Annotated in this window: 10 protein-coding genes; 8 read left to right on the forward strand and 2 right to left on the reverse strand. The window is 71.2% G+C overall.

What is annotated here, in order from left to right; genetic code table 11:
- The first annotated feature begins 4 nt into the window (after nt 1-4).
- Nucleotides 5-1612, forward strand: a complete 1608-nt coding sequence (locus ABZX90_RS29820) for an MFS transporter (RefSeq protein ID WP_351129859.1) — start codon at nt 5-7, stop codon at nt 1610-1612.
- Between the two features lie 116 nt (nt 1613-1728).
- Nucleotides 1729-2919 (forward strand): acyl-CoA dehydrogenase family protein, encoded by a 1191-nt coding sequence (locus ABZX90_RS29825; RefSeq protein ID WP_351129856.1) that lies wholly within the window; start codon nt 1729-1731, stop codon nt 2917-2919.
- A 51-nt stretch (nt 2920-2970) separates the two neighbouring features.
- On the opposite strand, the gene sepF is transcribed toward ABZX90_RS29825, so the two are convergent.
- On the reverse strand, nt 2971-3408 hold the full coding sequence (gene sepF, locus ABZX90_RS29830) for a cell division protein SepF (RefSeq protein ID WP_351129854.1): 438 nt from the start codon (nt 3406-3408) through the stop codon (nt 2971-2973).
- Nucleotides 3409-3697: 289 nt separating this feature from the next.
- Here sepF and ABZX90_RS29835 point away from each other — a divergent pair, with 289 nt between their 5' ends.
- On the forward strand, nt 3698-4987 hold the full coding sequence (locus ABZX90_RS29835) for a DUF5685 family protein (protein WP_355209835.1): 1290 nt from the start codon (nt 3698-3700) through the stop codon (nt 4985-4987).
- 98 nt (nt 4988-5085) lie between these two features.
- Here ABZX90_RS29835 and ABZX90_RS29840 read toward each other — a convergent pair whose 3' ends face one another.
- Complete coding sequence (locus ABZX90_RS29840) at nt 5086-6042, reverse strand: ABC transporter substrate-binding protein (RefSeq protein WP_355209838.1); 957 nt, start codon at nt 6040-6042, stop codon at nt 5086-5088.
- 429 nt (nt 6043-6471) lie between these two features.
- Between ABZX90_RS29840 and ABZX90_RS29845 the strand changes: the two genes are divergently transcribed.
- The 5 genes from ABZX90_RS29845 (at nt 6472) to ABZX90_RS29865 (ending at nt 12603) form a co-directional block, all read left to right on the forward strand.
- On the forward strand, nt 6472-7320 hold the full coding sequence (locus ABZX90_RS29845) for an amino acid ABC transporter permease (protein ID WP_355209841.1): 849 nt from the start codon (nt 6472-6474) through the stop codon (nt 7318-7320).
- Nucleotides 7317-9104, forward strand: a complete 1788-nt coding sequence (locus ABZX90_RS29850) for an FAD/NAD(P)-binding protein (protein ID WP_355209844.1) — start codon at nt 7317-7319, stop codon at nt 9102-9104. Before ABZX90_RS29845 ends, ABZX90_RS29850 begins: the two co-directional genes overlap by 4 nt.
- 48 nt (nt 9105-9152) lie before the next feature.
- Complete coding sequence (locus ABZX90_RS29855) at nt 9153-9935, forward strand: amino acid ABC transporter ATP-binding protein (RefSeq protein WP_355209847.1); 783 nt, start codon at nt 9153-9155, stop codon at nt 9933-9935.
- A gap of 194 nt (nt 9936-10129) precedes the next feature.
- Nucleotides 10130-11242, forward strand: a complete 1113-nt coding sequence (locus ABZX90_RS29860; RefSeq protein ID WP_355209850.1) for an LLM class flavin-dependent oxidoreductase — start codon at nt 10130-10132, stop codon at nt 11240-11242.
- Entirely contained in the window at nt 11242-12603 is a 1362-nt protein-coding gene (locus ABZX90_RS29865) for an NtaA/DmoA family FMN-dependent monooxygenase (protein WP_355209853.1), read from the forward strand. The genes ABZX90_RS29860 and ABZX90_RS29865 overlap by 1 nt, the downstream gene beginning before the upstream one ends.

Below are 12603 nucleotides of genomic sequence, written 5' to 3' on the forward strand. Positions count from 1 at the left end.
GTACATGTCCGGGACGACCACGGCCGCTGCGCGATGCCGTCGGGAGACCGGGGCCGGTGCCAACCGCTGGGTCGTCCTCGTCGTTCTGTGCGTCAGCCTGCTGCTGGTCGCCCTCGACGCCACCGTGCTCCATGTCGCGGTGCCCGCCGTCACCGAGGACCTGAGGCCCGGCGCGATAGAACTGCTCTGGATCGTCGACGTCTATCCGCTTGTCTGCGCCTCGCTCCTCATCCTCTTCGGCACGCTCGGTGACCGCGTCGGCCGCAGGCGTGTCCTCCTCCTCGGCTACGCCCTCTTCGGCGTCGCCTCCGGCGTCGCGGCCCTCGCCGACAACGCCCAGGTCCTGATAGGCGCCCGCGCCCTCCTCGGGGTCGGCGGCGCGATGATCATGCCCGCCACGCTGTCGATCCTGCGCCAGGTCTTCCCCGACCGGCGCGAGCGGGCGCTCGCGATCGGCATCTGGAGCGCGGTCGCCGCCGTCGGCGCGGCGATCGGTCCCCTGCTCGGCGGTTTCCTCCTCGAACACTTCTGGTGGGGATCGGTCTTCCTCATCAACATCCCGCTGATGATCGTCAGCCTGCCGGTCGGACGGCTGCTGCTGCCCGAGTCCCGCGGTGACCGCGACGGTCCCTGGGACGTGGTGGGGGCGCTCATGGCCGCCGCCGGCCTGTTCGGACTCGTCCTCGGCGTGAAGCGCCTCGGCGGCGGCGAGGCGCCCTTCAGCCCCTTCACCCTCGGGCCGCTGCTCATCGGCGGTGTGATGATGGCCGGCTTCGTGCGGCGGCAGCGGCGGCGCGCGCACCCGCTGGTCGATCTGCGCATGTTCGCGCGTCCCGCCTTCAGCACGTCGGTGGGATGCATCGTCCTGGCCATGCTCGCCCTGGTCGGGCTCGAACTGATCGCCGCGCAGTACCTGCAACTCGTGCTCGGCCTGTCACCGCTCCAGACCGGGCTGCGGCTGCTGCCGCTCACCGTCGCGGCGATGGCCGCCGGGCTCGCGGGGGCGAAACTGCTGCGGCGGTTCGGGCCGCGCGCGATGGTCTGCTTCGGGTTCTCTCTCACCGCGGCCGCCGTGGTCACGCTCACCGCGATGGGCGCGAACGACAACACCGGGCTGCTGCTCTTCGGCTTCGTGCTGCTCGGCTTCGGCCTGGAGACCACGCTCTTCGGGGCGTACGAGTCGATGCTGAGCGAGGCTCCGCAGGCCCAGGCGGGCGGCGCCGCGGCGATCGGCGAGACCTCGTACCAGCTGGGCGCGGGGATAGGGATCGCCCTGCTGGGGAGTGTGATGAACGCGGCGTACGCGCCCGGGCTGTCGTCCGTCCCGGGCGTACCGGCGGCCGATTCGACGGCGGCGGGGCACTCGCTGGGTGAGGCGTACGAGGTCGCCGATCGACTCGGAGGAACGTCCGGTGGCGCCCTGCGGCACGCCGCCCGGGACTCCTTCGTGCACGGACTGCACGTGACCCTGCTGGTGAGCGCGGGGCTGCTGCTGCTCGGCGCCGTGCTGGCGCTGCGGCTGCCGCGGGTCATGGACTGCGGGGCACCCGCGACGGGCCCGGCCGGGATCCCGGCACCCCGGGACGTCGCCGAGACCCGCGTCACCGCCTAGGTCTCCCCGTCGGGCCGTCGCGAGAAGGTGCCTGGACTTGCGGGACACTGCGTCGTAACGTCGGGTCGAGACTTTTGACTAGCGGTGCTAGTTTTCACCTTGCCGGAGGCTGAAGTATGTCCGCGTCCTCGAAGCTCCCGCCCTTCGACCCCGCCGATCCGCTCGGGATCGACGACCTCCTCGACGCGGAGGACCTGGCCATCCGCGACACCGTGCGGACCTGGGCCGCGGACCGGGTGCTGCCGTACATCGCCGACTGGTACGAGAAGGGCGAGCTGCCCGGAATCCGGGAACTCGCACGTGAGCTGGGCGGAATCGGCGCCCTCGGCATGTCGCTCCAGGGATACGGGTGCGCCGGAGCCAGCGCCGTGCAGTACGGCCTCGCCTGTCTGGAGCTCGAAGCGGCCGACTCCGGGATCCGTTCGCTCGTCTCGGTCCAGGGCTCCCTCGCGATGTACGCCATCCACCGGTTCGGCAGCGAGGAGCAGAAGCGGACCTGGCTGCCGCGCATGGCCTCCGGCGAGATCATCGGGTGCTTCGGACTGACCGAGCCCGACCACGGCTCCGACCCCGGCTCCATGCGCACGTACGCCAAGCGCGACGGCGGGGACTGGGTCCTCAACGGGCGCAAGATGTGGATCACCAACGGTTCCGTCGCCGGAGTCGCCGTCGTCTGGGCGCAGACCGACGACGGCATCCGCGGATTCGTCGTGCCCACCGACCTGCCCGGGTTCTCCGCCCCCGAGATCAAGCACAAGTGGTCACTGCGGGCGAGCGTGACCAGTGAGCTGGTCCTCGACGACGTACGGCTGCCGGCCGACGCCGTCCTGCCCGACGTCGTCGGCCTCAAGGGTCCGCTCGTCTGCCTCTCGCACGCGAGGTACGGGATCGTGTGGGGCGCGATGGGCGCCGCACGATCCAGCTTCGAGTCCGCCGTGGCGTACGCGAAGACACGGGAGCAGTTCGGGCGACCGATCGGCGGCTTCCAGCTCACCCAGGCCAAACTCGCCGACATGGCCGTCGAACTGCACAAGGGGATCCTGCTCGCCCACCACCTGGGTCGCCGCATGGACGCGGGACGGCTCCGTCCCGAACAGGTCAGCTTCGGCAAGCTCAACAACGTACGAGAGGCCATCGAGATCTGCCGTACCTCGCGCACGATTCTCGGCGCCAACGGGATCTCGCTCGAGTACCCCGTGATGCGGCACGCCACGAACCTGGAGTCGGTGCTCACCTACGAGGGCACCGTCGAGATGCATCAGCTCGTGCTGGGCAAGGCGCTCACCGGGCTCGATGCCTTCAGGTGAAGGCCCCGCTCGTGAAGCCCCGGGAAGGCAGGGCCGGTGAGCGGCCCTGCCTCAGCTCTGGTTGAAGAAACCGTCCGGGCGACGGCTCGCGGCCTCGCCGCTGACGATCTCCGTGTTGGCCGGGGTCAGCAGGAAGACCCGGGTCGCGACCCGCTCGATGGTGCCGCGCAGGCCGAAGGTCAGGCCGGCCGCGAAGTCCACCACGCGCTTGGCGTCGGCGGCCTCCATGGACGTGAGGTTGATGATGACCGGGACGCCGTCCCGGAAGAGTTCGCCGATCCCGCGTGCGTCCCGGAAACTGTCCGGGGTGACCGTGCCGATCCGGCGGCCCTTCTCCTCCGCCGTCTCGGAAGCAACCTTCACGCGCGGGTCGGTGACCCAGGCATCGCCGGAGTCCTGACCCTCGGCGTAATCGTCGTCGTAGTAACGCTCGTCATCGTTGTCGTCGACGAGGCCAAGCCAGGCACTCGCCTTGCGCACCGATCCCATGGACGCCTCCTCTCACAGCGGTCTTTCGTGCTTCCGCATCCCCATGGTCGTCCATGATGCGGATGTCGCGCCAAGTGGATAGACGCCGCGCGGGGGTTTCGTGACGGTACTGGTGCACAGCGAATCCGTCGAGAGCCCGCGTCCCCCAAGGGTCGTACGGGGTACGGCTGCTGACTGAGAGTGAAATATGATTTCTCGCGGCGATCGGGTGACGGGCGGTGCGTACGGGTGAACGGGACGGTCGCTACGATGCCGCAGCTCAACGTCGTACGTGTCACGGGGGAGTGTCGTGTTCGGAATCGTGAGGCCATGCAGTCACCGGCTCGGTGAAGGGCTCAAGACGCAGTGGATGGCGCATTTGTGTGGGTTGTGCCTCGCGCTGCGCGGGGACCACGGCCAGTTCGCACGGGTCGTCACCAACTATGACGGTCTGCTGATATCGGTTTTGACGGAGGCTCAGGCCGAGCGCTCGACGGGATGGCGGCGCACCGCGGGGCCCTGTCCGCTGCGCGGTATGCGGACCGCCTCCGTCGCGCAGGGCGAGGGAGCGCGGCTCGCCGCCGCCGTCTCGCTGGTGCTCGCCTCGGCGAAGGTCCGCGACCACGTCGCCGACGGGGACGGCCTCCTCGCGCGCAGGCCGGTCGCGGTCGCCGCGCGCCGGGTGGCCGCGAGCTGGGGCAGGGCCGGGGCGCGTACGGGGTCGGACGTCGGGTTCGACACGGCCGTGCTCGTCGACGCGGTGGACCGGCAGATCGGGATCGAGGCGCTCGCCGGGCCCGGAACGCCGTTGCTGACGGTCACCGAACCCACCGAGACCGCCACCGCCGCGGCCTTCGCGCACACCGCCGTCCTCGCGGGGCGCCCGGGCAACGCCGAGTCGCTGGCCGAGGCCGGCCGGCTCTTCGGGCGGCTCGCGCATCTGCTGGACGCCGTGGAGGACAGGGAAACTGACGCCGCGTCGGGTGCCTGGAACCCGCTCACGGCCACCGGGACCTCGCTCACCGAGGCCCGCCGGCTCGCCGACGACGCCCTGCACGGTATACGGCTCGCCCTGCGGGAGGCCGAGTTCACCGACAGCCGGCTGGCGCATGTGCTGCTCGCCCACGAACTGGGCCGCTCGGTGGACCGCGCGTTCGGGACGTCGGGCTGCGGACACGCGGCGGACGGATCGCACGGCTCGCCCACTTCGCACGGGTCGCACGGACCGGATGACTTCCACGGCTCCCGCGATTCGCTCGGTTCGCTCGGTTCGGCGGTCCTCCTCGGGCCCGAGGGCTCCTTCGGGCCGCCGCCTCAGCACGGCGGAAATCCGTACGTCGGAGGCGGCAACCCCTTCGGCGGTGGGCCCTCCGTCCAGCCGCCGAACCCCGGCAAGCGCGGATTCTGGGCCGGCTGTGCCGCCGCCATCGGGCTGTGCTGCACCTGCAAGGTGTGCTGCGCCGAGGAGTACGAGGGGCCGTGGTCGCGCAAGAAGCGCGAAGGGTGCCTGCACAACTGTGACTGCGACTGCGGTTGCTGCGAGGCGTGCAAGTGCTGCGAGTGCTGTGAGTGCTGCTCGTGTTGTGACTGCGGGCTGTGACCGCAGGTCCTGACCGCGCGCGGTGACGGGGCGCCCCGGCACGGGACGCCGGTGCTCGGAGCACTCCGGTACGGGATGCTCCGAGCGGGGGAATGCGCTCAATCCTTCAGCTCCGGCGGGGAGATCCGCGACGTCGAGATGGCCGAGCCCTTCGTGCCCCACTTGGCGAGGATCTTCTCGTACGTTCCGTCGGCGATGAGCTTGTTCACGGCGGCGCGGAAGGCGGGCGCCAGCGTGCTGCCCTTCTTGAAGGCGAAGCCCACGTCGAGGCGGTGGAACTCGTTGAGGAACCTGACTCCTTGCTGGTGGGTGACGGCGTAGCGCAGACCGTTGATGGTGCTCATCACGACATCGCTGCGGCCCTGTTGCAGCGAGGACCAGATGGCGCCCTGCTCGCTGTACGTCTGCACCTTGTACGCCTTCTCGCCGGCCTCGGGGCAGACCTTCTTGTTCGCCTCCAGAGTCGCCTCGAACGTCGTCCCGGCCGCGGTCGCGACGTTCAGCCCGCACAGCTGCCGGAGTTCGGTGATCTTCGAGAGCTTGCTGTCCGCGCGGGTGGCGAAGCCCTGGCCGTCGTTGATGTACGTGACGAAGTCGATGGTCCTGCGGCGTTCGTCCGTGACACCGAAGTTGCTGGCCCCGACGTCGTACTTGCCGCTGTCGAGGGCCGGCAGGATCGCCTCGAAGCTCGCGGACTCGTGCTTCAGCTCGATGCCGAGGGTCTTGGCCACGGCGTCGGCGAAGTCGACGTCCTGCCCGGTCAGCGTCTTGCCGTCCGCCAGGTAGGAGGTACCCGGCGGTGAACCGGACACGCTGATCGCCACGGTGAGCGAACGGGTGCCGGCCGGCAGCAGTTCGGCGGCGCGGGCATCCTTACGGATCGGCGAAACGACGTCCGTGGCGGGAATCTTGTCGGCTCGCGCCGCGGCCTGTGCGGTACTTCCGCCGGCGCCACTGTCCGTGCCCGAGCCGCAGGCGGTGACCAGCAGGGTCGCGGAGGTAAGGAGCACAAATGACGCAAATTGCCTGTTTCGGGTACGCGAGAACGTACGCATGGTGGGCGATCTCCTGAGGCAGGGAGGAAAGAAGCGCAAAGGGAGGGAATGAGAGGGGAGGGGTGCGCGTGTGAAGGCGTGGGGAAGAGGCGAAACAGAGGAGAAACGCGGAGGGCGCCCGTCTTTGACGGGCGCGCAGGGGGTCAGCTCAACAGGAAGAGGACCACACGCGACCGAAGTCGATGTGGGAGCGCTTGACCAGCCACTGCTGCGAATGCATGGGCCAAGTGGAACAGGCATCCGTTGGTGCGTCAACTGACCTGAGACGTAAGGCTCACATTATGGACAGCCTTGACATCGAGGGGAAACGCCCCCGTACTCTCGTGCCACGGCCCTGCTGAGGGGCTCGGCCGTACGGCGTCCTCGGGCGCCCAGCGTGGCCTGTGTGAAGGCACCCGTGTTCGACTCGACGCATCACGGAGCCTTCGCATGTCCTCCGACACCCTCATCGAAATCGCCGCCGCACCGGACGAAGCGGCATCCCCGCACATCGTTCCGCGGCGCCGTCCCGGCCTGTGGGCCACCGCCGTCGCCGTGCTGGTCCTGCTCGGGCTCGCCCTCAACTCCATAGTCCGCAATGACGCGTTCCAGTGGGACGTCGTCGGCGACTACTTCACCTCCGCCTCCGTGCTGCGCGGACTGTGGCTCACCCTCTGGCTGACCGCGGTCGTGATGGCGCTCGGCTTCGCGCTCGGCACCCTGCTCGCCGCGTTCCGGCTGTCCACCAACCCCGTTCTCAGGGCGGTGAGTTGGGGGTACGTCTGGCTCTTCAGGTCGATGCCGATCCTGGTCCAGCTGCTGTTCTGGTTCAACATCGGTGCCCTGTACCCGCAGATCCTCGGTGTCCGCACGGTCGATCTGCTCGGCCCCGTGACCGTCGCCGTCGTCGGCCTCACCCTGCACGAAGCCGCCTATGCCGCCGAGGTGGTGCGCGGCGGCATCCTCTCCGTCGACCGCGGGCAGATCGAGGCCGCGCATGCGCTGGGTCTGAGCCGATGGCGCCGCTGGTGGCGGATCGTGCTGCCGCAGGCGATGCGCTCGATCGTGCCGCCGGCCGGGAACATGCTGATCGGCACCCTCAAGGGCACCTCCATCGTCAGCGTCATCGCCGTGCAGGACCTGCTCTACTCGGTGCAGCTCGTCTATCACCGTACCTACCAGGTCATGCCGCTCCTGATGGTGGCCACCCTCTGGTACGTGATCATCACCTCGGTCCTCGGCGTCGGCCAGCACTTCGTCGAGAAGCGCTACGCACGCGGTTCGGAGCGCACCCGATGAGCGCCGGACGCGCCTCCCTGGTGATCGTCGGGGCCGGGCCGCGGGGGACCGGCCTCCTGGAGCGGATCGCGGCCAACGCGCCCGAGCTGTACGACGGTTCGGGGCTCGACATCCATGTCGTGGACCCGTATCCACCGGGTGCCGGACGCCTCTGGCGTGAGGAGCAGTCACCGCTGCTGTGGATGAACTCCGAGGCGCAGGACGTCACGATGTTCACCGACGAGACGGTCGACATGGCCGGGCCGGTGCTCGAAGGACCCACGCTCGACGCGTGGGCGGGCCTCGACGGGCGCACGTTCGCGGACCGGCCCCGGCAGGGCGCCTACCTCCGATGGGTGTACGAGCGTGCCGTGGAAGCCCTGCCGCCGGGCATCCGGGTGCACCGTCACGCGTGCCGCGCCCACCGGGTGAGCGGACCGCGCGAGGGCCGGCAGCAGGTGTGGCTGGAGGGCCGCTCCCGCCCGCTCCTCGCCGACCTCGTCGTGCTGACCATCGGCCACCTCGACGCCGAACTCGACGCTGAGCAGGGCACGTTGGCCACGTACGCGCGCGAGCACGGGCTGGTCCATCTGCCGCCGGACTTCACCGCCGACAGCGACCTGTCGGCCCTCGCGCCGGGTGAACCCGTCCTGGTCCGCGGCTTCGGGCTCGCCTTCGTCGACCTGATGGTGCTGCTCACCGAGGGGCGCGGCGGGCGGTTCGAGGGCGACACCTACCGGCCGTCCGGGCGGGAGCCGATCCTGTACGTCGGCTCCCGGCGCGGGGTCCCCTACCACTCCAAGATCGGCTACGGCTGGGAGGGCGAACGCCCCCCGCTGCCACGGTTCTTCGGGCCCGCCGAGGTCGACGCGCTGCTCGCGCGCCGCGGCGGAGGTATCGACTTCCGGCGGGACGTGTGGCCGCTGATCGAGAAGGAGTTGGGGTTCGCGCACTACCACCGTCTGTTCACGGCGCACCCCGAGCGCACCCGGATGGCCTGGAGGGACTTCGAGGAGAAGTACGCCGGTGCCGGTGCCGGTGCCGGTGCCGGTGCCGGTGCCGAGATCCGGGCCCTGGTCGCGTCCGCCGTGCCCGACCCCGCCGACCACCTCGACCTCACCGTGCTCGACCGTCCACTCGACGGGGTGCGCCACACCTCGTACGACGATCTCCAGGACGGACTGCGGACGTACATCGAGGACGATCTGAGGAGACGTCATGACCCGTCCCGCAGTCCGGACCTGGCCGTCTTCCTCGGGCTGCTCTCCGTCTACGGGCAGTTGGTCCGGCTCGGTGACATCGGCCCGTGGTGGCACGGCTTCTTCAGTTGCGTGGCGTCGGGGCCGCCCGGCCCCCGGCTGCGTCGGATGCTCGCCCTGTCACGGGCCGGAATCCTGAGATTCCTGGGCGCGGACATGACCGTCGCCGCCGAGGGCGGGGTCTTCCGGGCGGGCAGCGTCACCGTGCCCGGCGCGACTGTCGAGGCCCGGGCGCTCGTCGAGGCGCGGCTGCCGCACCCCACCGTCGAGCGCACGCGGGACGCACTGCTGCGCGAGCTGTACGCGGACGGGGCCGCCGCGACGCCCGAGGGCCTGCTCGCCGTCGACCCCGCCGACGGACGGGTCCTGGAGCGGTCCGGCACCCCGCACCCCCGGCGTTTCGCGCTCGGTCCGCACACCGACGCCCGGGGCTCGGGCGCCTTCACCCGGCCGCGCACCGGCGGCCCGGCCTTCCGCCAGAACGACGCGACGGCGCGTGCCGCGCTCACCTTCCTGCGGGCGCTGTCCTGTCGCGTCGCGGCCTGACGCCCCTCCGGCACCCCGCAGAACGACACTTCGCGAAGGGATCACCCGATGAGCATCTCCACGGCCGGTCCACCGGTCATGGTCGACATCAAGTCCGTCCACAAGCGTTTCGGTTCGCTGGAGGTGCTCAAAGGCGTCGACCTCGCGGTGCGGACCGGAGAGGTCACCGTGATCCTCGGCCCCTCCGGATCCGGCAAGTCGACGCTGCTGCGGACCATCAACCATCTGGAGAAGGTCGACCGGGGCAGGATCAGCGTCGACGGTGCGCTCGTCGGCTACCGGCGCTCCGGCGACAAGCTGTACGAACTGCCCGAACGCGAGATCCTCAGGCAGCGCACCCGGATCGGCTTCGTCTTCCAGAGCTTCAACCTCTTCCCGCACCTCACGGTGGTGGAGAACATCGTCGAGGCCCCGGTCTCCGCGCTGAAGCGCCCCCGCAAGGACGCCGCCGAGACCGCGCGCGGGCTGCTCGACCGGGTCGGGCTCGCCGACAAGGCCGACGCCTACCCGAAGCAGCTCTCGGGGGGACAGCAGCAGCGGGTGGCCATCGCCCGCGCCCTCGCCCTGGAGCCGAAGCTGCTGCTCTTCGACGAGCCGACCTCGGCGCTCGACCCCGAACTGGTCGGTGAAGTCCTCGACGTCATCAAGGACTTGGCCCACCAGGGCACCACGATGATCGTCGTCACCCATGAGATCGGGTTCGCCCGCGAGGTCGCCGACACCGTTGTCTTCATGGACGACGGCCGCATCGTCGAGCAGGGCACCCCCGGCGACGTACTCGACCGGCCGGGACACGAGCGCACCCGGGCCTTCCTCTCGAAGGTCCTCTGAACCCGGTCCCGTGCTTCTCCGCGACGGTGAACAGCGTCAACCGCCCGTGAAGAGAGCCGAGTTCACCGAAGCCACCGCCGTCACAGCCGACCGGAGGCCCCCGCCGGTCTCCCGACCCCACTGCCCCCACCGACCCCACTGCCCCCACCGACCCCACTGCCCCCACCGACCCCCACCCCGAAAGGCCCTACCCGATGACCGCACCGCACGGCCGGGCGCTCCTGCACCTGGCCGCCGCCCTCGACCGGCGGGCGGCCCATGACGCCGCCTCCTTCGTGGAGTCGGCTCAGCTCGCGGAGCGCGGCGCCCTCGACTTCGTCACGCTCGGGGACACCTTCGCGCGTCCGGGACTCGACGCGCTCGCCGTGCTCTCCCGGGTCGCGCCCGTCACCGGCCGGATCGGTCTGGTGCCGACCGTCACCACAACGCACACCGAGCCCTTCCACGTCCAGGCGGCCGTCGCGACCCTCGACTGGGTCAGCCGTGGCCGGGCCGGCTGGCAGATCGAGGTGTCGAGGACCGAGACCGAGGCCCGGCTGTTCGGCCACCGTGGTCCCGAACTCCCGTCTCCGCCGGGCCAGGTGACGTCCCTGCCGACCGTCGAGGCCCTGTGGCAGGAGGCCGGAGAGGTCGCCGACGCGGCCGCGCGGCTCTGGGACAGCCGGGAGGACGGCGCCGAGCTGTGCGACGGGGCCACGGGCCGCGTCATCGACCGGAACAAGCTGCACCAGGTCGACTTCGAGGGCGCCACCTTCTCCGTGAAGGGCCCCTCGACCGTGCCGCGGCCCCCGCAGGGTCACCCCGTCCGGGTGGTCGACGCGACCGAGGGGCCTGCCCGGCGGACCGCGGCCCGGTACGCGGATGTGGCGCTGGTACGGACCGCGGGCCCGGCCCAGGCCCGTACCGTGCGCGCCGAACTGCGGGACGCGGCAGCCGCGTTCGGGCGCGACCCCGACGATCTGCGCGTGCTCGCCGGACTCGGCGTCGACCTCGGTGACGGCGAGCGCGCGGCCGAGCCCGGCCACGGCGGAGGCGGGCCCCGGCAGACCGCGCGGGGCCCGCTGTACCGCGGCGGGCCCGTCGGCCTCGCCGAACTGATCGCCGCCTGGCACCGGGCGGACGCTGTCGACGGCTTCCACCTCACACCCGTCGAGCCGCGCCGCGACCTGGAGCGGATCGTCAACGCGACGGTCGCGCTGCTCCAGCACCGCGGACTGTTCCGCACCTTCTATCCGGGCAGCACCCTCAGGGAGCATCTGGGGCTCGCCCGGCCCGCCAACCGGTACGCCGTGGCGGGGGGAGCGTGATGACCGTACGCAGACGGATGCATCTCGCCGTCCGCTGCCCGGGCGTCGGCGACACCACCGTCCGGACCGGCCCCCGCTCCGGGGCCCCGATCGACTTCGCCTCCTTCGAGCGACTGGCGCGCACCGCCGAGCGCGGTCTCTTCGACTTCCTCCTCCTCGCCGGGGGACCGCGGTCGCGTGAACACCGGGGGAGCGTCCGTGACCCGGACGCCCTGGGCCGCCCCGAGGCGATCACGGTCCTCAACGCGCTCGCCGCCGTCACCGAGCGGCTCGGGCTCGCCGCCACCGTCGACGCGATCTCCAACGAGCCGTACGAACTCGCCCGCAGGCTCGCCACGCTGGACCATCTGAGTGAAGGCCGGGCCGCCTGGAACGTGGAGACGTCGCCGGACACCCCCACCACGGAGAACTTCCGCCGCCGTCCGGACCCGGCGAACCGCTACCCGCGCGCCGCCGAATTCGTCGAGGTGACACGGGAGTTGTGGGACTCCTGGACACCCGACGGCGCATCCCGCCCGTTCGCGCACCGCGGTCTGCACTTCGACATCGCGGGCGAGTTCACCGTGCCCCGCCCGCCGCAGGGGCACCCCGTGGTCATCCACGCCGGGGACTCGTCCGAGGGACGGGAGTTCGCGGCCCGCGCGGCCGACGTGGTCCTCGCCGACTGGGGCGCTGGGGACTGTCCCTCGGGAGGACACGGCTCCCGGGAGAGCGCGCTGGAGGCGGGGCGGGCGTTCTACGCCGATGTGAAGGGGCGGCTCGCGGCGTACGGCCGCTCGCCCGAGGAACTGAGGATCATGCCCGTGGTCACCTTCGTACTCGGCGACACCGACGCCGAGGCGCGGGAGCGGGCCGTCGAGATCCGCCGACAGCGGAAGGCGCCGCAGGACGCGCCGCGGAGCGCGGTCGGCGCCCGGGAGCGGGTCCGGGGCGTCGGCCTCTCCTCCTACGACCCGGGCGAGCCGCTTCCCGGCATCGACATCGGCATCGGCATCGATCCGGACCCGGCCCCGACGCGGGGCCGGACGAGGACGGCCGACGTCCTGACCGTCGCGGAGAAGCGGCGGGCCCTCGCGCGCGAGGAGGGCCTGTCCGGCGGCCGGCGGACCGTCATCGAGGCACACGGACCGCGGTGGTTCGTCGGCACGCCGGAGGCGGTCGCCGCCGAATTCGACGCGTTGGTACGAGCCGATGCCGCCGACGGTTTCGTCCTCGTACCGCCGGCGACGCCCGGCGGACTGGACACGTTCGTGGACCGGGTGGTGCCGCTGCTCCAGGAGCGCGGCGCGTTCCGCACCGAATACACCGGCACCACGATGCGCTCGCACCTCGGCTTGGCCGAGCCCGTATGGAAGGGTTGA

The organism is Streptomyces sp. NPDC002935 (assembly GCF_040611295.1).
Taxonomy (GTDB): domain Bacteria; phylum Actinomycetota; class Actinomycetes; order Streptomycetales; family Streptomycetaceae; genus Streptomyces.

Excerpts from the sequence above, each read along its gene's own strand:
- ABZX90_RS29820 (WP_351129859.1), top strand. The coding sequence starts at position 5 with ATGTCCGGGACGACCACGGCCGCTGCGCGATGCCGTCGGGAGACCGGG.
- ABZX90_RS29825 (WP_351129856.1), top strand. The coding sequence starts at position 1,729 with ATGTCCGCGTCCTCGAAGCTCCCGCCCTTCGACCCCGCCGATCCGCTC.
- sepF (WP_351129854.1), bottom strand. The coding sequence starts at position 3,408 with ATGGGATCGGTGCGCAAGGCGAGTGCCTGGCTTGGCCTCGTCGACGAC.
- ABZX90_RS29840 (WP_355209838.1), bottom strand. The coding sequence starts at position 6,042 with ATGCGTACGTTCTCGCGTACCCGAAACAGGCAATTTGCGTCATTTGTG.
- ABZX90_RS29845 (WP_355209841.1), top strand. The coding sequence starts at position 6,472 with ATGTCCTCCGACACCCTCATCGAAATCGCCGCCGCACCGGACGAAGCG.
- ABZX90_RS29850 (WP_355209844.1), top strand. The coding sequence starts at position 7,317 with ATGAGCGCCGGACGCGCCTCCCTGGTGATCGTCGGGGCCGGGCCGCGG.
- ABZX90_RS29855 (WP_355209847.1), top strand. The coding sequence starts at position 9,153 with ATGAGCATCTCCACGGCCGGTCCACCGGTCATGGTCGACATCAAGTCC.
- ABZX90_RS29860 (WP_355209850.1), top strand. The coding sequence starts at position 10,130 with ATGACCGCACCGCACGGCCGGGCGCTCCTGCACCTGGCCGCCGCCCTC.
- ABZX90_RS29865 (WP_355209853.1), top strand. The coding sequence starts at position 11,242 with ATGACCGTACGCAGACGGATGCATCTCGCCGTCCGCTGCCCGGGCGTC.